This window comes from Paenilisteria rustica (genome assembly GCF_013820765.1).
GTDB classification, from domain to species: Bacteria; Bacillota; Bacilli; order Lactobacillales; family Listeriaceae; genus Listeria_A; species Listeria_A rustica.
Window position 1 is genome coordinate 1 of sequence record NZ_JABJVM010000022.1, and the last position, 21,998, is coordinate 21,998.

Annotated in this window: 22 protein-coding genes; all 22 read left to right on the plus strand. The window is 39.1% G+C overall.

Annotated elements, in window-relative coordinates; translation table 11 throughout:
• Window positions 1-192 (plus strand): sugar transferase (locus HPK16_RS14815; RefSeq protein ID WP_181677692.1); only part of this gene is annotated, 192 nt, incomplete at its 5' end.
• 24 nt (window positions 193-216) lie between these two features.
• A complete protein-coding gene (locus tag HPK16_RS14820; RefSeq protein WP_181677693.1) occupies window positions 217-963 on the plus strand; it encodes a WecB/TagA/CpsF family glycosyltransferase in 747 nt (248 codons plus the stop codon).
• A complete protein-coding gene (locus HPK16_RS14825; RefSeq protein ID WP_181677694.1) occupies window positions 953-1,465 on the plus strand; it encodes an acyltransferase in 513 nt (170 codons plus the stop codon). Before HPK16_RS14820 ends, HPK16_RS14825 begins: the two co-directional genes overlap by 11 nt.
• An 8-nt stretch (window positions 1,466-1,473) precedes the next feature.
• A complete protein-coding gene (locus HPK16_RS14830) occupies window positions 1,474-2,721 on the plus strand; it encodes an O-antigen ligase family protein (RefSeq protein ID WP_181677695.1) in 1,248 nt (415 codons plus the stop codon).
• Entirely contained in the window at window positions 2,718-4,157 is a 1,440-nt protein-coding gene (locus tag HPK16_RS14835; protein ID WP_181677696.1) for an oligosaccharide flippase family protein, read from the plus strand. The genes HPK16_RS14830 and HPK16_RS14835 overlap by 4 nt, the downstream gene beginning before the upstream one ends.
• Window positions 4,154-5,230: a glycosyltransferase family 4 protein gene (locus HPK16_RS14840; RefSeq protein WP_181677697.1), complete on the plus strand. Its 1,077-nt coding sequence runs from the start codon at window positions 4,154-4,156 to the stop codon at window positions 5,228-5,230. Before HPK16_RS14835 ends, HPK16_RS14840 begins: the two co-directional genes overlap by 4 nt.
• A gap of 26 nt (window positions 5,231-5,256) precedes the next feature.
• Window positions 5,257-5,838 carry a Crp/Fnr family transcriptional regulator gene (locus HPK16_RS14845; protein ID WP_181677698.1) on the plus strand — a complete coding sequence of 194 codons (582 nt, stop codon included), beginning with the start codon at window positions 5,257-5,259 and terminating at the stop codon, window positions 5,836-5,838.
• 156 nt (window positions 5,839-5,994) lie between these two features.
• Entirely contained in the window at window positions 5,995-7,458 is a 1,464-nt protein-coding gene (locus tag HPK16_RS14850) for an AcpB/EbpR/MafR family transcriptional regulator (RefSeq protein ID WP_181677699.1), read from the plus strand.
• Between the two features lie 255 nt (window positions 7,459-7,713).
• A complete protein-coding gene (locus HPK16_RS14855; protein ID WP_181677700.1) occupies window positions 7,714-8,388 on the plus strand; it encodes a Crp/Fnr family transcriptional regulator in 675 nt (224 codons plus the stop codon).
• Window positions 8,389-8,445: 57 nt separating this feature from the next.
• The gene (locus HPK16_RS14860) at window positions 8,446-8,910 is read left to right on the plus strand and encodes a DUF4352 domain-containing protein (RefSeq protein ID WP_181677701.1); all 465 of its coding nucleotides are present in this window, start codon (window positions 8,446-8,448) and stop codon (window positions 8,908-8,910) included.
• A 38-nt stretch (window positions 8,911-8,948) separates the two neighbouring features.
• Window positions 8,949-10,352, plus strand: coding sequence for a polysaccharide biosynthesis protein (locus HPK16_RS14865; protein WP_181677702.1), 1,404 nt, complete (start codon window positions 8,949-8,951; stop codon window positions 10,350-10,352).
• The gene (locus HPK16_RS14870) at window positions 10,349-11,695 is read left to right on the plus strand and encodes a nucleotide sugar dehydrogenase (protein ID WP_343064820.1); all 1,347 of its coding nucleotides are present in this window, start codon (window positions 10,349-10,351) and stop codon (window positions 11,693-11,695) included. The genes HPK16_RS14865 and HPK16_RS14870 overlap by 4 nt, the downstream gene beginning before the upstream one ends.
• A gap of 25 nt (window positions 11,696-11,720) precedes the next feature.
• Window positions 11,721-12,401 carry a YveK family protein gene (locus HPK16_RS14875; RefSeq protein WP_181677703.1) on the plus strand — a complete coding sequence of 227 codons (681 nt, stop codon included), beginning with the start codon at window positions 11,721-11,723 and terminating at the stop codon, window positions 12,399-12,401.
• An 18-nt stretch (window positions 12,402-12,419) separates the two neighbouring features.
• The gene (locus HPK16_RS14880) at window positions 12,420-13,088 is read left to right on the plus strand and encodes a CpsD/CapB family tyrosine-protein kinase (RefSeq protein ID WP_181677704.1); all 669 of its coding nucleotides are present in this window, start codon (window positions 12,420-12,422) and stop codon (window positions 13,086-13,088) included.
• 10 nt (window positions 13,089-13,098) lie between these two features.
• Complete coding sequence (locus HPK16_RS17130) at window positions 13,099-14,475, plus strand: O-antigen ligase family protein (RefSeq protein WP_181677705.1); 1,377 nt, start codon at window positions 13,099-13,101, stop codon at window positions 14,473-14,475.
• Complete coding sequence (locus tag HPK16_RS14890; protein WP_181677706.1) at window positions 14,447-14,926, plus strand: DUF4352 domain-containing protein; 480 nt, start codon at window positions 14,447-14,449, stop codon at window positions 14,924-14,926. Before HPK16_RS17130 ends, HPK16_RS14890 begins: the two co-directional genes overlap by 29 nt.
• A complete protein-coding gene (locus tag HPK16_RS14895; RefSeq protein WP_181677707.1) occupies window positions 14,926-16,074 on the plus strand; it encodes a glycosyltransferase family 4 protein in 1,149 nt (382 codons plus the stop codon). The genes HPK16_RS14890 and HPK16_RS14895 overlap by 1 nt, the downstream gene beginning before the upstream one ends.
• Before the next feature lie 27 nt (window positions 16,075-16,101).
• The gene (gene murJ / locus HPK16_RS14900) at window positions 16,102-17,592 is read left to right on the plus strand and encodes a lipid II flippase MurJ (RefSeq protein ID WP_181677708.1); all 1,491 of its coding nucleotides are present in this window, start codon (window positions 16,102-16,104) and stop codon (window positions 17,590-17,592) included.
• Window positions 17,592-18,707: a glycosyltransferase family 4 protein gene (locus HPK16_RS14905; protein WP_181677709.1), complete on the plus strand. Its 1,116-nt coding sequence runs from the start codon at window positions 17,592-17,594 to the stop codon at window positions 18,705-18,707. Before murJ ends, HPK16_RS14905 begins: the two co-directional genes overlap by 1 nt.
• Window positions 18,708-18,721: 14 nt before the next feature.
• Window positions 18,722-19,912, plus strand: coding sequence for a glycosyltransferase family 4 protein (locus tag HPK16_RS14910; protein ID WP_181677710.1), 1,191 nt, complete (start codon window positions 18,722-18,724; stop codon window positions 19,910-19,912).
• The gene (locus HPK16_RS14915) at window positions 19,896-20,504 is read left to right on the plus strand and encodes a sugar transferase (RefSeq protein WP_181677711.1); all 609 of its coding nucleotides are present in this window, start codon (window positions 19,896-19,898) and stop codon (window positions 20,502-20,504) included. The genes HPK16_RS14910 and HPK16_RS14915 overlap by 17 nt, the downstream gene beginning before the upstream one ends.
• Before the next feature lie 41 nt (window positions 20,505-20,545).
• The gene (locus tag HPK16_RS14920) at window positions 20,546-21,718 is read left to right on the plus strand and encodes a DegT/DnrJ/EryC1/StrS family aminotransferase (RefSeq protein ID WP_181677712.1); all 1,173 of its coding nucleotides are present in this window, start codon (window positions 20,546-20,548) and stop codon (window positions 21,716-21,718) included.
• The last annotated feature ends 280 nt before the right edge of the window (window positions 21,719-21,998 follow it).

Below are 21,998 nucleotides of genomic sequence, written 5' to 3' on the forward strand. Positions count from 1 at the left end.
CGCGATCATAGAAGGCTTTCGATTACACCAGGATGCACAGGTTTATGGCAAGTTAGCGGACGCAATGATGTAAGTTTTGCGGAAATGGTCAATTTAGATTTAGAGTATATTCAAAAAGTTAGTTTTTTATTAGATATGCAGATATTACTCAGAACGGTGCGGGTTATTTTTGTCCCGAATAGCGCCTATTAAGTCAGAGGAGAAGTGAAAGATAGTATGACACGTACTTTTTTGTTAGGTAGTTATGTTGATTCGCTTACGATGCAGGAAACGGTGGATCAAGTAGAAAACATTATTCAGATTGGAAAACCAGTGCAGCATGTGGTGATTAATGCCAGTAAAATTAATTTGATGGCAGAAAACAAGGAACTCGCGAATATCGTGAATACGTCGCCGCTTATTAATGCGGATGGCCAGTCCATTGTTTGGGCGATGAAGTTTCTTGGTCATGAGGCACGTGAAAGAGTCACTGGAATTGATTTATTTGAAAATTTAGTAAAATTAAGCAACGAGAAGGGTTACCGTGTTTATTATTTTGGCGCAAAGGAAGAAGTCGTTCACGAAGTCGTCCAGTTGCATCAAAAGAAATATCCGAATCTGCAAGTTGCTGGATACCGAAATGGCTATTTTGAAGACGCAGATTCAGAAGAAATTGCACGTGATATCCAAAAATCGAAAGCAGATATAGTCTTTGTTGCTTTTTCCAGCCCTAAAAAAGAGCAATGGATTCATGCGTACAAAGAGATGATGAATGTTCCGTTTGTAATGGGTGTTGGTGGAAGTTTTGATGTTATCGCTGGTGTGACAAAACGTGCGCCGCGATGGATGCAAAAAACAGGGCTCGAATGGTTTTACCGATTTATGCAAGAACCACGTCGAATGTTTAAACGTTATTTTGTCGGAAATTTGAGCTTTATGTGGAAAGTTATAAAAGAAAGGTGGCGTACACAAGATGTTGGCTAAACTGACATTCTCGTTACTTAATGTTTTTCCGATGCCTAATCGCTTAGTTTTAGGGCGAGTGGTCCGTCACCTTAAGAATCAAATGGCAAGGTATTTCTTTGGAAGTTGTGCGAAAAACAGCAATTTGCGACCAAAGCTAAAATTACGCCATCCCAAAAATATTCACATTGGCAAACGTTCGTCGATTGGTGACAATGCACGTATTATTGCAACGGCACCTGTTCATATTGGCGATGATGTATTGATGGCACCAGATGTGGTGATTTTAACGGATACGCATTGTATCAATGGTAAGGAAAAGATTTTAGATAGCGGAACAACACAGAAACCTGTTTTTATTGGGAATGACGTTTGGATCGGCACGCGTGTCACTATTTTAGCGGGAGCCGAGATTCCAGATGGCTGTATTGTTGCGGCTGGCGCGGTTGTACCTGCCAAGAAATATCCACCTTACAGTGTGATTGGCGGTGTGCCTGCAAAAGTGATTAAACAAGAGAGGTAAGGATAATTTTGCTCAAAGAAACTAAGATTTTCATTTTTTTATTCGCGATTTTTCCGATTGTTGATGCGCTGAACGGCTTTGTATTGTCTGCTGGTATCAACCTTCCTATTGGTGTGGCCTATCGTCTTGTCTGTATTGGCTTTCTCGTTTTTCAGATTGCTAGAAAGGGGTTTCCGAAAAAGCTCTACACAGTTCTATCAGTCGGCTTTCTTTTTTGTGGTATTATCTCGCTCTTTATTCAGACTATCGTACTGCAAAATGATTTGTCGGGACTCCTTTATGATTTGACGAATATGACTAAATTTTTTCTCTGGATGCTTATTCCTTATTATGTGTATCAGCGTGCCGATTTGTTGAAAAAGACGAGTTATGAAAAAATCTTTCTGACCATTAGCGTCCTTTTTACGGTAGGGCTGCTCATTCCATATGTACTTGGAATTGGGAATCAGACGTATGCGGGTTCGGATGCGGGTTATAAAGCTTTCTTCTTTGCTAATAATGACACAACGATTGGCTTCATCGTTTCTGCGACGTTCACTGGTTGGTATTTATTTCGGCAGACGAAAGAGACAAAATTATGGACGCGTATGCTGATAGCTTTACTTTATCTAGGTAATTTACTTGGCTTGTTGCTTCTTGGAACGAAAACAGGAATTGTATATGGTGTCATCTTAACAATTGTCTTACTCCTTCGCTTTTTCTTCTTTCAAAACCGCGTCGGAACAGTTGCGAAGTGGGGAATTGGAGCTGTGATTATCGCAGTGCTGGCGCTCGTTGTCATCCAAGGGAAGGCCTTTATTCTTGAGACTGTATCGGGACTTCTTCAGAGACTCACGTATTTCTACAATTTGTATAACGGTGATTTAGTCCGCTTTATCACAAGTTCGCGTAGTGAATTCTTGGACTCCGCTTTTCATTCCTATACGTACAGCGGCAATCTCATGACACAACTCTTCGGTTACGGATTTAGCACTCGCGTTGCAACATGGGGACTCGGCGATTTAGTCGAAATGGATTTCTTTGACGTATTTTTCTCCCTTGGTATTATTGGCCTCATTGTTACACTTGGCCTCTTACTCTTCTTCTTTATAACATCGTGCAAAAAACGAAATATCTACAGTGTTCTCTTCCTCATCCTCGTACTATATGGCGCCTTTGCTGGACATGTTTTATTTTCCGCCCTATCTTCCACTTTGTTTGGTCTCGTATGTGGCGGCCTATTTTTACAAAAAGAAAGCTTGTGTGAAAAAGAATGAAAGCTCTTGTAAAACGATTAATGCAATTTGCGATTGGTTCCCTTGGTTCCGCGATATTAAATTTGATGACAATTCCAGTGATTACATTTTTTATCACACCAGAAGAATATGGTAAAACTAGTATGTTTATGCTGGTGCAAACATTGTTAATTTGTTTCATTTATCTAGGCTATGATCAAGCATTTGCGCGTGAATTTTATGAGTATCCGAATAAGAAAAAACTATTTAGTACAGCGATGATCGTGCCATTTATGTTTTCAGGCGTGGTTATAGGATGTATGTGCTGGTTCGCAAAGCCGATTTCGGACTTGCTATTTGGAAGTGAAGTATACTTTCATGTCGTGTATCTGATAGCAGCTTCCATCCCATTTCTGATATTCGAACGATTCCTTTTCTTGTACATTCGGATGCAAAACAAAGCACTAGAATTTTCATTATTCAACATTTTAGTGAAGCTTAGCATTTTAGTTTGTACAGTTCTTTTCCTCTATTTTTTCTCCCATACATTTATTACTGTTATTTATGCTACCATTATCGGTCAAATTATCGGAGACGCGATTTTGATGCTCCGTAATGCGCGTATATTGTACATGAATCCGATTAAAACAGACCCCGATCTATATCCTAGGTTAGCAAAATTCGGCTTGCCAATTGCGGTTGCGACGGTAATTTATAGCTTGTTTGTGATTATTGATAAACTGTTTATTCGCTATTTTTGCGACTTTGAACAATTGGGCTTATACACAGCGGCTTTTAAAATTGCGAGTGCCCTGTTGATTTTGCAGACGACGTTTTCAAATTTTTGGGTACCGACGGCGTACGAATGGTATAAAAAGCAAAAACCGATGCATTACTTCAAATTGGTGAGCGACAGCATTATGTTTTTGATTGCTATTTTGTTCATGGGGCTGCTCCTCTTTAAAGGCGTTATTATGATGATTTTATCTCCTGATTACAGCCAGGCGCAGTATATATTTCCGTTCCTCTGTTTTTATCCGCTGATGATGACGGTAAGCGATACAACGAATCTGGGTATTGTTTTCTTGAAACGAAGCTCGCTGAATATTCTTGTTTCGATTATCGCGCTGATTGTATCCGTAGGCTTGAATTTTCTGCTTGTGCCTAAGTACGGCGCGATTGGAGCGTCCATTGCAACTGGATCTGCCTACATTGCCTTCTTCTTAGCACGCACCTATTTCTCGATGCGGATTTGGAAAGGTTTCTCTGTAAAAAGTCATTTGATAACCACGTTACTACTTGTTGTCGCAGCTAGTTTAAATATACTGATTCACACCGTTTGGCTGATTTCGATCATCAACGTGGGTATTCTGATAGGCATTGTTGTCATCTATATCCCGTTACTACGCAAATTATATCGTTCGTATTATACCAAAAAACAACCATCTATTGTAGAAAAGGAAGGAATTGAAATATGAAAATTCTTGTTATTGCCAATATGTTTCCGTCAAAGGAGTACCCATCGTACGGCGTTTTTGTGAAAAATCATGTTCGCTTGATGGAAGAGGCAGCAGATAAAGTAGAGACTATTACGATGAAAAAAGAGTTGAATAAAATAAAGAAGTTATGGTTATACATCCAATTTTATTGCCAAATTTTCTTTACGTTACTATTTAAGAAATATGATATTGTCTACTTGCATTATGCGTCACACAGCGCGTTTCCAATTTTGTGTGCGAAGTTTTTCAACCGTAAAATCAATCTCGTTGTTAATCTCCATGGAAGTGATGTGTTTCCAGAAACCGCCTTCCAAGAACGTCTGCAAAAATGGGTGGCGCGACTTTTGAAACAGGCGAATCATGTCGTTGTACCTTCCGATTATTTTAAGCAAGTGGTCGTGGAACGCTATCAATTGGCACAAGAGTATGTCTGGATTTCTCCATCAGGAGGCGTTAATCGTGAATTGTTCGCACCGCAAGAAACAACGACAGATACGGCGACTTTTCAGGTGGGTTATATCGGACGCATTGATGTAGATAAAGGTTGGGATGACGCGCTTCGTGGTTTTTCCGAATTCAAGCATCAATCGAACCAACCAGCAAAATTGATCATGGTTGGAAGCGGCAAAGAAAATGCGCAAAAAGAAGCGCTTATTCAAGAATTGGAACTACAAGAAGATGTTCGTTGTTATGATTTATTGCCACAAGAAGAACTCGTTGCGCTATACAATGAGATGGATGTCTTTGTTTTTCCAAGCCGTAGAAAAGGCGAGAGTTTAGGGCTTGTCGGCATTGAAGCAATGGCTTGTGGTGTCCCGGTTATTGGCAGTCAGATTGCGGGGATTCAAGGTTACCTTATCGACGGGGAAAATGGTTATTTCACAGAAACGGGGAATCCGTATTCGATTGCTGAAAAATTACTAGCATTCCATGCGCATAGCGAGGAAAAAAAACAAACATTAAGAAGTAATGCGTTTCATTCGGCGATTCCTTACGATCAGTTACAGGTGCAAAGAGATATGGTAAACATGTTAGATATTTTAGTGAAATAAGCAGTTTGAACAAGGAGGAGCATGAGATGTTAGTCAAAGATATTGAAATCATTTCATTGAAGCAGGGAGAAGTGCTACGAATCTGTGGAGAATATACAATCCTTGAAGGGTATGTTGTATGTCGAAGAGGGAATCATTTATTGAGAATAATAAAGGAAGGTACATTTATTGTTCCAGAAGATGCTTTTATGGGAGGTTTAGTAGAGTATAGAGCTCAAAGGGATACCCGCGTTGCCTTTATACCAAGCTCGTTGTTAGCTGGTTTTTTGAATAAACAAAGGGAAGCACAGCAAGATATTATCCAGCTATTTACGCAGCAGTTAGATTTATATGAGCTGCCTGTTAAAGAGCGAGTTATGGCATTATTATATCGAACCGCGTGTGAAGTTGGTGAGTTTAAGTTGGATAAATGTCGTATACCCACGATTTTGATACAAGCAGAAATCGCAATATATACGCATTGTACGAGAGAGTATTTAAATAGTGTTCGTAAAGCTCTAATGAATGAAGGCTGGTTGGATGTTAGTAAGGATTGGGTGCTTCTGGATTGGGAACGTTGGAGCGCTCGCGTATCGGTTGATTCGTTAAAGGGAAGGTCTGTTTTATAGTAAAGAAATACCCCAGTTTCTCAAGAATTTAATTTGAGAAACCGGGGTATTTTATATACTGTGAAGTTGCAGGAAATCTGCGGTTGCGTTTATAATGATGGCAAGGAAGGGTACACAATATATACGTGGACACTTAGGTTCGAAAGGGGAATAAGCATGAATCATTTTTTTTCACAGTTGGTTGCAGATAAAAAGATAAAACGTCAAATTAAGTTGCTACAAGCGATTTACGAGGCAAACTATCCCATAATGCTCGATGAAATTGCAGATGATTTTGGGACTTCTAAACGAACGCTATTCCGAGATATGAAGGATTTGGAGCATGTATTACCGGAAGACAATATTGTGGAGTTTAGTACAGTATCTGGCTATACGATTAACCATGCGCATTTGATTGAAGACTTGATTGCTCAAGTTTCTGAGCAATCACCTCTGTATACGATTGTTAATAATATCTATGAAGAAATCTTTTTGACGATTGATGAATGGGCGGATGACTTATTTTTGTCAACATCAACACTATATCGCTATCTAGGCTATCTAAAAAAAGTATTAAAAGAATTTAAGTTGGATTTGACACTAACTCCCGTTGCAATTGTCGGTGAGGAGGTAAATATTCGCCATTTTTATTTCCACTTTTTCTATAACACGAATGATATTTCTTCCATGAATAGGCCGACAGAACAGCATAAAAAAATTTTTAGAGAATCATACCGCTTTTTCTCGGAGGTGGCGAATCATAAGCCAGCCACGTTGCATAGGAGTTCGTTATACTGGATTATGGTTACGACGAAGCGTTTGGAGCAAGGACATACGATTACTTTAGATGATAGTCTAAAAAAAATGGTGAAGCATTTGAGATCTTATGAGTTTATGCCTCAATTTGGACCGCTGTATTTTCCGGATATTGAAGAACAATATGTGACGGAAGATGAGATTTTGTATTCCAGTTTGTTGACGCTAGACAATTATGTATATGAAAAAGGAGAACTATATGAAACAGAAGATTTGCTGGATGCAGAAAATTTAGAGGTCATCCATCAATTTTTAGTGCGTGCTTTTGCCACTTTAGAAAAGAAATTACCTGAAAAAGAAACGCTCTCGCTCTATGTGTTGTATTTACGCAATCTTTTCTTTCTTACTAAATTGACACCGTTATTTCAAAAAAACAGCATGGAGGTAAACAAGCTGATCAAGCACCGTCATCCGTTTATTTACACGAAATGGCTAGAAATAGTAAAAGGTGATCCGATTAAGAAAAAATTTGGGATAGCGTACGAAGAAGATGTCGCGGTGAATCTTGCAATGTTCACCTACTTTTCGCAACACGGCGAGCCGCACGAGAAAAAGCAAGTACTATTTACTTTTGATGGTAAGAGGGCATACACTAATTATTTAAAAATCTTAGTGGATAGTTTTGTGAATCAAAATGTGGAAGTTACGTTTCTGGTAAACCAGCATATAACGAATAAAGTGATAGAGGATTTAGGCGTGGATATCGTGATTTATAATTATAAAGAAGAAAGTGAGCAGCTTGATTGCACTAAATATAGAACGGAACGAATGCCTACTGAACATGACTGGGAAAGGATAAATAACCTTATTTTTGATACACAATAAAAGAAGATATAAGCAAAGAACTGTAGTTTAACAGCTATAAATTCTTTGTTTATTTTTTTTTGCTTTTTTACAAATGACAGTAGTGGGTGACAATTGTGATTACCTTAAAATGGCTGGTGATGGTTAAATAGAGTTAACAGCAAAATAAATACGCATATTGAACTTCACGAAATAGACATAAATTTTTGAAATTAGTTATGTTTTTAAAAAATAAAAGATAATTAGACCTGTTAGTATAATTTTGGAGGTGATGAGATGGAGTTAATGGAGCTTTACAATCAGGATACAATTGAACAAGACTTTCATCCGAAAAAATTAGTATCACTGTTACTTGATGATAATAGCTTCCCAATTTATAAGGAACATGTTTCGTATGGAAGAGGAGATAAGATTACTTTGGAGTCGAATAAAGTAGAATCTCCGTATATGTATATTGTAGAAAGTGGTATTGGTGCGATTTACATCGGTAAACAGGTTATTGATTTTGTTGGTGAGGGGGATTTTATTGGGTTATATCATAGCCGAGCAGTTCATGATACAAAGATGTGTGGTGTGGTCTTAACCGGTAAAATGATGGTTTGGCGATTATTGTTAAGTGACGTCATCGCGAAAATAATGAGCATTCAAGAAGGTTATCTATACCATTATAACTACATGCGTATGGTATACGAACGCTATGCTTTAAAAATTGTAACAAGTAGTGACATGAATCAGAAGAGAGTAGAGAACATGCTTCAAGTTATTATAAAACGTTTCGCGACGGAACAGTCAGAAGATTATGTGAAATTACCGCGATGTTTCACTCGTGATGTGATGGCTAATTACGCAGGTGTTAGTAAAACAACCTTGAGTGGAATTTTAACACAGTTGGAAGAAGAAGAGTATATCATTTTTCAATTACGAAATATATTGGTATTAAATGATTTCTAGATATAGTTTGTGAAAATAAAAAACAGGACAAGAATCAGTACATTAGGAGGGTTTAAAGTGTTAAAAAAATTACTAGCTATTACAGGTATCGTTCTAGCAACCATGACTATTGCCGCTTGTACTGGGAATGAAACGCCTAAGAAAACAGAGGCTTCAAATCATCAGGTGCAAGAAAAAGTAGACACAAAAGGTTTAAAGATAAATATCGAGCAAGCGAATTATACGGATGAACGGGACCGTAATACGGAGAAGGTTAAACAAGTTTTACGATTGAAAATGACGGTGGAAAATACATCGATTGAAGAAATATTTTTTGATAGTACGAAGCTTCAAGTGAAGGATGGTAATGGAAAGAAACTGGCTATATACCCATTTGAAAATATGATGGAGACTGTTGCACCAAAGAAAACGATGACTGGTTATGCTTATTTTAAGTCAAATAGCAACGGACCATACACAGTGGTTTATACGCATCCGATTACAAAGAAAAAATATGAATGGCAAGTGAACCCAGAGAGATGAATAAAAAAGCGATAGATAATAAGTGTGAGGTGTAATAGATGGTGTTGAAAAGAACGATAATTATCGGTGGCGGAGAAGCTGCTAACTATGTTTTCCATACGTTGACTAGTAGAGCAATTTCGGAGTACCAAATCATTGGCTTGCTAGATGATAGTTCAGATGTGAAATTGAACAAAATACCGCGTCTAGGCGGTTTGGATCAATTAGAAAAGGTTGTTCGAAATGAAGACATTACATGTGTGTTACTTGCCATACCATCACTAGAGCAAACGAAACGTAAACAAATTTTAGATACGTGTATATCGTTACAAATAGAGACACAAGTTTTACCAACGTTACAAGATATTTTTGCTGAAAAAGAGAAAATTACGATGCGTCCGGTTGTGTACCAAGACATTATTGAGCGTGATGAATTCGAATTGGATTATCAGAAGGTAGCACGAATGGTGAAAGATAAGACGATTTTGGTAACTGGTGCCGGTGGTTCTATCGGTTCGGAAATTACACGCCAAATTATGCGAGGAAATCCGAAAAAACTAATTTTGCTTGGACATGGTGAGGCGAGTATTTATAACATTCACCGTGAACTAGGAAAAGTGGACTCGCCTGTGGAGTTGGTTTCATGCATTGCGGATATTCAAAATAAAGAGCGACTAACAGCTATTTTTGAAACGCATCGTCCAGATATTGTTTACCATGCTGCTGCGCATAAACATGTTCCGCTGATGGAGGAAAATAGCACAGAGGCCGTAGCAAATAATGCGCAAGGAACATGGAATTTAACAGAAGTTGCAGATGCATACAACGTAGACAAGTTTGTCATGATTTCAACAGATAAAGCGGTGAAACCAACAACTGTGATGGGTGCTTCAAAGCGTATCGCCGAAAAAATTGTGCAGTTATTCAACCAGATGTCACAAACAAACTTTTGCGTAGTACGATTTGGAAATGTGCTAGGTAGTCGAGGCAGTGTGGTTCCATTATTTCACGATCAGATCTGCAACGGTGAGCCAGTAACATTGACGCATCCTGATATGGAACGTTATTTTATGACAATTCCAGAGGCGAGCAAACTGGTGATACAGGCGAGTATGCTGACAGTTGGCGGTGAGATATTTGTATTAGACATGGGAGCCCCAATCAAAATTTTAGATGTGATTCATAAATTAATCGACCTGACCGGACGAAAACGTGAAACAGTTCCCATTGAATTCATCGGTATTCGTAAAGGCGAAAAAGTGCAGGAAGAATTGTTTGAAAATCACGATAAGAAACCAGTCCTAATTTTTGATAAGATTTTTGTTGGCGAGGATAATCCTCATCCAGCAGAATTAATGCGAATTAAAAATTTATTGGTCAATTATATGGATTTTGCAGAAGAGGAACGTAAAAAACAATTATTCGGATTAGTAGAATTAGATTGGAGATATGAAAAAATATGACATACAAGCAATCGGAAACTATAACACCTATGAGTAACTATGAGGCACTGACGAATAAAATTTTGCAAAAAGAAGCGGTAGTTGGTGTTATTGGTATGGGTTACGTAGGACTGCCACTGGCAATGGAGTTCGCGTCGGAAGGCTTTCAAGTCATCGGCGTAGATGTAGATGCTAGAAAAGTTGAAACCTTATCGCTCGGGAAATCGCATATTATCGATATTTCGGAAAAGGCGATTGGTGAGGCATTGCAAAATCAGCGCTTCCGAGCAACAACAGATTATCAAGAACTGGAAAAAGCAAATATCATTAGTATCTGTGTTCCGACACCGCTCACCAAGTCGCATGAACCTGATATGAGTTACATCAACGAAACGATTTCACGCCTAAAACCAGTGATTCAAAAAGGTACGCTACTCGTTTTGGAGAGCACAACATATCCGGGGACGACGCGTGATTTGATTCATATCGAGTTTGAAAAAGAAGGTTGGGTGACAGGCGAAGATTTATTTATCTGTTTCTCTCCTGAAAGAATCGATCCAGGGAACAAACAATTTAAACCGAAAGAAGTCCCGAAAGTAGTCGGTGGCATGACAGAGAAGTGTTCTGCACTTGGCCAACTATACTACGAAAATGCGTTCGACACAGTTGTTCCAGTATCGACGCCAGAAATCGCCGAAATGACAAAATTACTAGAAAACACATTCCGTAGTATTAACATCGCGTTTATCAATGAAATGTCGCTTTTGGCAGAAGAGCTAGGCATTGATTTATGGGAAGCGATTGATGCGGCAAAAACAAAACCGTTCGGATTCATGCCATTTTATCCAGGACCAGGTGTGGGTGGGCATTGTATTCCACTTGACCCGATGTACCTGTACTGGAAAGGCAAAGAGAAGAATTTTTTCAGCCGATTTATTGATTTGGCGCAGCAAGTGAACACGTCTATGCCAAAACATGTCGTGGAAATCGCAAGCAAAGCGCTCAATAAACAAGGTAAGTCACTCAGCCAGTCCCGCATTTTACTCGTTGGTATGGCATATAAAAACGATATTGACGATGTGCGAGAATCCCCAGCACTGCACGTATACGAGCATTTGAAAGACGCTAATGCAAAACTCACTGTACTCGATCCTTTTGTGTCCTCATTCCGGGATGCTTCTGGTGAAATCATTCATCCTGAAAATGAAGTAGCAGATCTTGCAGCCTATGATGGCGTGATTATTATGACTAAACATTCTACGATTGACTATGATCAAATTTTGGAAACAAGTTCATGCATTATCGATACTAGAAATGTTTGGACAAAGTCATACGATCATGTATGCAAGATAGGGCAAGCATGAATAGAAAAAGTAGAGGTGAACTGGGATGAATGGAAAAACAATGGAGCTCGGCGTGGCATTAAAGATTATAAAGAATAATCTGATATGGTTAATCGCCTTGCCATTGATCGCCATGGTCATTGCATTTGGTATTAGTAAGTACTATCTCGTGCCACAATATACATCATCTGCGCAGATTTTTATAACAACTAATGTAGAATCTGATTCGGAAAAAGAGACAACCGTTTATTCAGAGCAACTAAGGACAAATATGCAGATGGCAAACACGTTTAACACGATATTAAAAAGTTCGAGAATGCTAGAAACAGTGAGGTCAGAGCTGCATCTCACTGAATCAAATGATGCGTTAGCAAAAAAAATAAGTATTCAATCAGATAAAGATTCCCTCGTTTTCACAGTATCTGTCGAGGACTCTAGTCCCGACAGAGCACAGAAAATCGTAAATACGATTACTAAAACGTATCAAAAAGACCTGCCGAAGCTCATTTCTAATAATAAAGTCATTATATTAGAGCCGGCGAGTCTCCCCTTAGAACCAAGCTCCCCCAATGTTATTATCAACACGATGATTGCTTTTGTACTTGGAATCATTGGAAGTGTCCTCTTGGTCTCACTCATTTATCTTTTCCGAAATGTGATCGAAAGTGAGGATGATTTGGAAGAACTATCACTGAAATTTGTTGGTGATATACCGCTCATTAAGTAACGCAGAAAGGAGACAAATATGAAAACATATCGCGAGTTTGAACAAACGAAAGAAATCCAATTTTATAAAGAAAAATTTCATAGCATCCAGACAAGTTTACAATTCATGTTGCAAAAACAAGGTATCCGCAATTTCATGGTGACTTCAGCGAACATGAGCGAGGGGAAAAGTTTTACGAGTGCTAATATTGCTGGGGTTTTTGCAGAAAAAGGAAACAGCACATTGTTAATTGATGCGGATTTTCACAGACCATCTTTACGGAAATATATGCAAATTTCGGAAAACGTAGGGCTGATTGACTGCTTGATGGGTGATAAAACATTGATGGAATGTACGCAAGAGACACATCATCCGAATTTGAGATTAATGCCAACTGGGATTGCACCGCTAAACCCTAGTGAATGGGTGGATTCGCTTGAGATGAAGCAGCTTATTGAAGAAGCAAAGCAACAATTTGATTATGTCATTATTGATGCACCGCCACTTTTGCCAATTACAGATAGCCGGATTCTTAGTTCGTTATGCGATGGTGTACTTTTTGTCACTTTTGCTAAAAAGACGAAGCGTAGTGATATCAAGCAAGCGATGCGTTACCTTGAGATTGCTGATGCAAATGTAATCGGTAGTGTGTTGAACGGTGTCGCAATTTCTAAGAGTAATATGAAAGGCTATCACTACAAATACTGAGGTGGAAATGGTGTATAAAACAGTAACCTTAAAAGCGGCTTTTATACTGGGCTTCCTAGCGTTACTAGTAGCAGGAACGGTATTTAAAGAAGTGCTAGTCCTTCCTTTCTTTATCGCCATTATTGTGTTCAGTTTCTTCTTCACACTGAAGCAATTGGCAGAAATGACTTGGATAATCCTCATAGTTTCTTCGTTCTTTGGCTCGATTTTGTCTATTCCAGGTTATGAGAGCTTGTTCTTATATCGGATTTTGCTACCAGTTCAAGCGTTATTATTATTACTCACTTGGAAGGACTGGTCATGGCTAGATAGGCGCATCCGAGGTCTGTTATTACTGCTAATTGGCTGGCTTATTACGGCGTCTATTACACTCATTTGGGCTCAATATCAAGTCGCAGGATTCCGAAATTTGTATTACATCATCGAAGCTATCTACCTTATTGGTACTGGGGTTTATTACTTGGATAGCAAAAAGAAACTGGAACGACTAGCACTACTAGTGTGCGGTGTGATTATCATCAATATCGGTGTCGGCGTTTATGAGATTACAACAGGGCTTCATTTGAAAAAATCAGCACTTGTCGGTGCGATTGGAAATGTCCAATTCTTACCCAGCGGAACGTTTTTTAATCCCAATGATCTCGCCTCCTTCCTTGTTTTATTTTTGCCAGTTGTCCTCGTGTACATGCGCTCTGAGACCATAGTTGGAAAAACAGTGAAGATTGTACTTTCGTTTATGAGTGTTTATATTATCGTTGCAACGCAATCTCGAATTGCCCTCGTTTTGATTATTGGGGTTTTGTTCCTTCTAATCTTGAAAAAGTCCTGGAAATGGGGACTTATAATCCTGCTGACCATCCCGCTTTTCCTGCAGCTACCGGCGATGCAGGAGATTACAGAACAAGTGAACAAAACCTACACTGAAAAAAATAACTCGACCGACTTTCGACTAGAAATCACGGATTACACATGGCAAACAGTTTTGGATACACATTTTGTAGGAGTGGGACCAGGAAACGTACAGATGAAATTGGCGCAATATTTTCCAGTCGACGAACAAAACGAAGAAGGAAACATATCTGTGCACAATTTTTTACTAGAAGTTTTGGCTAACTACGGGTTGCTGTCAGCGCTATGTCTTTTCCTTTTTCTTTACCTCGTCTGGCACTTCAGCTTCCGACTATGGAGAGTAAACAAAAATAGAGAGGCATGGTATATGTTACCTCTAATTATTAGTGTCGCTTTCCCATTTATCTCTTTTGCATCGAGTACGACGCTTGAAAAAAGCTATGTATGGATTAGCTTTGGCATTATTCTAGCGGTATTGAACCATTACTTTAAACGAACGGAGCTTAAAAATGAAAAAAATTATACTTGTAATATGTAGCCTATTTGTAGTGGGTGTCCTTGCTTCTTGTCAACAGAATGAGGAACCAAAAAAAACAGAAATGAAGCCAACGCAACACACTTTTTCAAAAAATAATACAGCAACGGTAGCAAGCTTGAAAATCGAGATGTTAGGGATTAAAGATGCTGAAAAAAGTATCCCGAAACACGAGAAGTTAGAAGATAAGAAGCTTGTGAAAGTAGATATGAGAATGAGTAACATGACAGAATACAAGATTCCGATGGCTGCGAGTCTCTTCAAAGTTTTAGATTCAAATGGAAAGTATCAGCCGAATTATCCGATGCTAGATGAGCTGGGTCAAACGATTGCTGGTAATAAGGAGATTCGAGGTGTTGTATATTTCGCTATTCCAAAAAACAGTGTCATTGAGAAAATCGTGTACGAAGATCCTAAGAGAGACGCGCTTCACGAGTGGACGGTGGAAAAATAATGACTGAAAAATTAAATGTATTGATGGTATCTGATGACTTTTACCCAAAGGTCGGTGGGATTGCAGCGCATGTATTAGAAATTAGTCGCGCTATTAGTGAACTAGGTCATCAAGTAGTATTGCTCACAAAAATATACGATCCTAAGAATGAACTACCAGAAGAAGAGTACATCGGAAACATTCGTATTGTACGAGTAAAAGTAAGTAATAGACGCAAAATTCGCGCTCTTGAATTCATGTACAAAGGCAGACGCAAAATAAAGGAACTACTGAAAGAAAATACGTTTCAAGTAATTCACTGGCATAAACTCATTGCCGATTCTATCATTACGAAAATTCCGTTTGATGGTGTAAAAATTTTCACAAATCATTCTTCTACTTTTTTGAATTGGTATGAGCGAAAGAAATTCGGACGCTGTCGTTTTCTGCTAGGACATATGGATGGTGTTATTGCCCCGAGTCTGGAGCTGACGAGTAAGATTGGGACTATTTTTCCAGATAAACCAGCGCTTAATATTTCCAATGGTGTAGACGTTTCTAAATTTTATCCAGACACGATGATGCGCGGTATAATGCGCATGCAACTTGGATATAATTCTTCTGATAAAGTTGTCATGATTGCGAGGCGGTTAGAAGAAAAGAATGGTGTAATGTATTTTACACAATCGATCCCGAAAATGGTGGACAATGACCCTACGATTCAAATATTGATTGTTGGCAGTGGAAGTCAGGAAGTAGCGATTCGAACCTTTATTGAAGAAAAGAACTTGGAGGAGCGCGTAACGATTATTCCAGGTGTGATGAATCCAGAAATGCCATATTACTTTAATGTAGCGGATCTTGTTGTATTACCGTCTTTGATGGAGGCAACAAGTATTGCTGGGCTCGAAGCGATGGCGTGTGGGAAACCGCTTGTGGGAACGGATGTTGGAGGTATACCTGAAATCATTACCCCACATGAAACGGGTTTGCTCGTACCCGCTAGATCTGCTGAAGCATTAGCTAATGGTGTTTTAGAGATGTTGGTCGACGAAAATAAGCGTCTAGATATGGGTGAAAAAGCGTTACAAAGCGTACAAGAAAACTTCGCTTGGTCAGAAATTGCAAGAAAAACAGTAGCATTTTATCAACAGCATTTAAAGGCCTAAAAATTAGCTAGAAAAGGTGATTGACGAGTGACTTCCAAATTAATAAAACCATTCCTGCTCATGATTCTATTGACAATTGCCACCCAATTTGCCGGTTTGATAAAAAACGTTTTTATCGCAAAAATTTTCGGGATGGGTGCAGAAGTTGATGCATATAATTTAGCAAATACGTACACAGTATCGATTACGAATTTGGCGATACCCGCTATTATTACGGTACTCATTCCGTTTTTAACGAGGCGTGGTAATAGTGTAGCTGAGCGTGCCGCAATCAATACGTATGTAAGCTTTCTGTTGTTGGGAGTCGCAGTTGTAGTAGGAATAAGTATTGGAGGTATAGCTTGGGTACTAAAGAATCAGTTAAGCCTATCAGAAACGCTAACATCGACATTATCATTCATTATGATTTTGAGTGTTGCACAAATTTATCGTGTTCTTACTACAGTTTTAACAGCATTTAGACAAGTTGAGAACGACTTTCTGACTGCTAAAATAGCAACTTTGTGCAGCACTATTTTTAGCGGAATTTATATTGTCGTGGCGCAGAATCCATCTATTTTGCTAGTCAGTTTGTTTCTGACAATCTCCTTCATGCTCGAAGCTATGATACTACTCATCAAAAACCGCGGCTTCTCATTTCGCATCCAATTTAAATGGGGAAACCGAATTTTTCATAAGTTAATACGCCAAACGGGGCCTGTTGTTTTTAACTCCATCGTGTTTCAAATCTCATTACTCTTCTCAACTACTCTGGCCAGCTTTCTTGGTCAAGGCTATGTTGCGACGCTAAGCTACGCAAACCAAATTTTGAGTATCATTCAAGCATTAGTTCTAGTTAATATTTTGACACTCGTTTATCCATCCATGTCGCGAGTCTTTGCTAAAACAATGGCGGCGGGAAAAGAATTGTTTATCAAGTACACCATCGTTACGAATATGTTGGTAATCCCTCTTGTTGTTGGGATTATGGTAATCGGTGACTTGTTCACGGCTTTGCTTTTTGAGCGAGGGGCATTTACTGCGGCAGATACGCAACAAGTAACGCTATTTATGACGATGCTAGGTATTAGCCTACCAGGTTTAGTGTTACGAGATTTCATTTATCGGGTTTATTTTAGCCTAGATGATACCAAAACGCCCTCTCGGATTTCTATATTTACAATCATCGGAAATGTTTTGTTACTACTGACTTTAACCCCTATTTTTAATATCTATGCGATACTTTTTATCCCGGGACTTATGAACTTTGCATCGGCTTGGTTTGCTTATCGGTTACTTGAAAAGCGAATTGGGCGAATCGACGTGCAGCGTAAATTGGTAAAGCAGCAGTTACTCATCGTATTTAACGCTAGCGTGATGGGGGCAGTACTTTACTACGTGAAACAGGCATTGAATTTCTCGCCGTTGCCAACATTTCTGCTACTCGTTGGGATTGGGATTGCAGTGTATGGCGTTCTAGTTGTCCTTACACAACGAAGGTTTATCCAAACATTTAGGATGAAAGGAGTAAGCGAATAATGAAAAAAGTATTGATAATGAGCTCAGTTCATCCATGGAACGATACGCGTGTTTTTCATAAAGAGGCTGTCAGTTTGGCTCGATTAGGTTATGACGTAACGCTTTACGCAATGGCAGGTAATCATGTTTATGATGATACTATTCCGAATTTGTGTGTGGTGACATTTACACCAAAAAGCATAGCTAAGAGGTGGAAAACATGGCTTCAACTCTATAGAATCGCTAAACATTCCGATGCAGAAATAATTCATATACACGATCCAGAGTTGCTACCGCTCGGCTATTTACTAAAAAGAATGCACCGAAAAAAAATGATTTTCGATATGCATGAAGACTTTCCAGCAGTTTTGGGAGGAAAAAAATTTGGCAAGATGAGAATACCGAGATGGTTACTTCGGCTAGTTTCTACGGCAGAAAAAAAGATGCTCCAAAAAATGAACGCAGTAATTTACGCTGAGAAGTATTACAAGGAAAATTACGAAACATTGACGACAAAACAGAGGGACATTTATAATTATCCATTTTTGCAAGAGGCGACTGAAACATTGAAATATGAGAAACAAACACTGATTTATGCAGGAGCAATTCACGAAATACGTGGCTTTAAAGAGATGCTCGCAGTTGCGAAACTTTTAAAAGGAGCAAACTATGATTTTCAATTATTAATTATTGGAAAAGTGCCGGAACGATTGAAAATATATGCGGAACAATTCGTACGAAACAATAATCTAGAAGATGAGGTAAAGTTGCTTGGGCGCTTGGATTTACCCGAGTTGATGACCTATTATGCGAAATCTCATATTGGTTTGGCAATACTTCATCCGGAAGCAAATTATTTGCGCTCACTACCAACAAAAGTTTTTGAATACATGTCGGTTTCTCTCCCTTACGTTCTGTCCAATTTTGAATCTTATGAGCGCTTAGTAGAGGAAACAGGAAGTGGCTATGTAGTAAACCCCTTGTCTCCACATGAGATAGCATCACAAATTCAGACGTTACTAGATGATCCATTAACGCAAACGGAACTAGGAACGAATGGCTACAAACAACACGTTGCTAACTTCAATTGGTCGATTGAGGAACAAAAATTAGGTGAATTATATGACGGAATTTAAAGGAGTAAGTCACTTTGAAGATATTGTATCTACACCAACATTTTCAGAAAGAAAAAGGTGCGACAAGGTCCTACGAGTTTTCAAAATTCTTCTTGAAACAAGGTCATAGCGTTACGCTTATTACCGGAACAGGAGCGAGCGAAACGACGGCAGAAGGGCTTGAAGTTATGTCTACCGAAACAGAATATGACCAAAAAATGAGCAAGTGGCGACGAATTCAAGCATTTGCACAATTTATGACAGAAAGTTTCAGATTGGGCATGAAACAGAAACGTGTTGATGTGATTTATGCAACGTCAACCCCACTTACGGTAGGTTTGGTTGGGCTAGCGATCAGTAAATTAAAGCGTGTCCCATTCGTATTCGAAGTTCGGGATGTTTGGCCGGATGTACCAGTTAAATTAGGTTATTTAAAAAATCGCTTTTTAATTGGAATACTATCCTATTTAGAGAAACAATTGTATAAGCATGCAGCGGAAGTAGTGGCATTATCGCCTGCCATGAAGGAAAATATCGTGGCAAAAGGTGTTACCAGTGAGAAAGTGCATGTCGTGGAAAACCTCGCCAATAATGAATCGATGCAACGAATTATCGCAAAAACACCGACTTCGCTCACTGTGAAATCGTGGGTAAAAAATCGTTTCGTTGTCATACATCCAGGCACTATGGGTGAAGTGAACGGATTACAACACTTGCTTAACGCCGCCCGCGAATTGAAGGATAAATCGCATATCGGTTTTGTACTCATTGGTGAAGGCTCAGAAAAAGCGGCTTTGCAACAACAGGTTGCGGAGCAGGGATTAAGAAATGTGTTAATTCTTGATGAAATGCCAAAGAAAGAGGTACTTAGTTTTATGAAATGTTGCGATCTTGGTGCGATGACAGTGAAAGATGCTCGAATTCTTTGGGATAATAGCGCCAATAAATTTTTCGACTTTTTAGCGGCAGGATTGCCAGTGATTTTGAATTATCAAGGTTGGCAACATGAGGTTTTGGTGAAAAGTGGTGCTGGAGAAGGTTTTTTATACGCAGATCAGGCAGGATATTGTCGTTTTATTGAAGAGATGGCGCGGGACAAAGTACGTTACCACAAAGCGCAGCAAGCAAGCAAACGACTAAGTGCGGATTATGATGCTGAGCATTTGGCAGGTCGCATGCACGATATTTTAGTGAAAGGAGCAAGTGGATATGAAGCGTCTCGTTGATATTATAGTTGCCTTTAGTATAGGGACTATAGCGATTCTGCCAGTGCTAAGTTGTGCCTTGATTTTCTATTTTTTATATAAAGAAATGCCGTTTTATGTAAGCGAGCGTGCTGGAAAGAATCGAAAAGCATTTCAAATTTACAAATTGAAATCGATGCGTCAATTGTTTGATTCGTCGGGGGAGCCGTTACCAGATGACGCACGATTAACCTCGTTTGGACTGTTTTTAAGAAAGTACAGTCTAGATGAGTTGCCGCAATTGTGGAATGTGCTAAAAGGTGATATGAGTCTGATTGGGCCGCGTCCGCTCCCAATGGAGTACAACGATTTGTACAATGAGGAACAACGCAAAAGAAATGACGTAAGACCTGGTCTCACTGGTCTCGCACAAGTGAATGGTCGTAATGCCATCAGCTGGGAAGCCAAATTTGCTTGGGACATTTATTATGTGGAACATTATTCGGCCAAGATTGATGTGAAAATTTTTATCCAAACGATTGGAAAAGTGCTTGGAAGTGCGGATATTAGTCAAGACAACCATGTTACAGCAGAGAAATTTCAAGGGACGATAGTTGAGACGCAGTCTGATTAAGCTAATGGCAATGAATTTAACAAGGGAAGAGGTTAAAAGCGATGAATAAAGCAATTTTACTATCGACACCACATATGAGCGGCAAGGAACAGGATTACATCCAAGAAGCGTTTGACACAAATTGGATTGCTCCGCTCGGACCCAATGTAACGGAATTCGAACGGAAAATTAAAGAGTACACAGGAGCGGCAGCAGTTTGTGCAACGAGTTCTGGTACAGCCGCGATTCACCTAGCATTGCGTTTATTGGAAGTAGGTCATGGTGACACTGTTTTCTGCTCTTCCTTCACGTTTATTGCAAGTGCCAATCCAATCAAATATTTAGGTGCAGATGTGACTTTCATTGATTCAGAGTCGGAAACGTGGAATATGTCGCCTCAAGCATTAGAACGCGCGCTAGCTGATGCAAAAAAAGAGCATTGCCTACCAAAAGCCATTATTATTGTGCATCTATATGGACAGAGCGCCAAAATGGACGAATTAGTGACTATTTGCGAATTTTACGGTGTTCCTATCATTGAAGACGCGGCAGAATCAATGGGCTCTACTTATAAAGGTCAACAAAGTGGCACGTTCGGTGACTTCGGTATTTTTTCTTTCAACGGTAACAAAATTATCACAACATCAGGTGGTGGCGCGCTTGTAGCTAAAGACCCCGAGATGATTGAAAAAGCAGTATTTCTAGCCACACAAGCAAAAGAAGAAGCGTTGCATTATCAGCATGAAACTGTTGGTTATAACTATAGAATGAGTAATGTTTTAGCTGGAATTGGTCGAGCTCAAATGGAAGTCTTGGATGACCGTATTGCAGCTAGACAAAATAATTTCCGTTTCTATGCAGGTAGATGGAAAAATATACAAGAAGTAAAAATGATGCCCGAACTTCCGAATTCAGTCTCAAATCATTGGCTTAGCGCTATCACACTAGATATCGAAAAAAACAGTATGACTCCGTACGATGTGATGGACAAAATGCAAGAATTAGGGATAGAAACACGCGTACTATGGAAACCATTGCATTTACAGCCAATTTTTGCGACAACCGCATTTTATGAACATGTTCAAGGAGAAGAAGCAATCTGTGAGCAGTTGTTCCGTAAAGGGCTATGCCTACCATCGGGATCGAATTTAACGCAAATGGAATTAGAAAATGTCAGTACAGCGCTAGAAACAGTTTTACAGAACAATAAAGGAGGTGTTGTCAGCGCAATATAGTTGAAGCAATAGCCATAGAACAATTTTAAAAACTTCGATGTGAAAGCAACATGAACGTTCGATGGTAACCACTGATACCAATAGCAGACTATTCTTCATTTGTTTTCTCTCAGGCAAGCATCATCTAATAAACTATTGAAAAAAGTGATTTCGACGATACCACCAACCATCAATAATCTTATTACCCAATTACTTCAAAGTAAAAATCGAATACTAGCATCAAACAAGAAAAGATTAGAAGGATTTTTCTTTCTAAATTGTCTTTAACAGGCACATATAT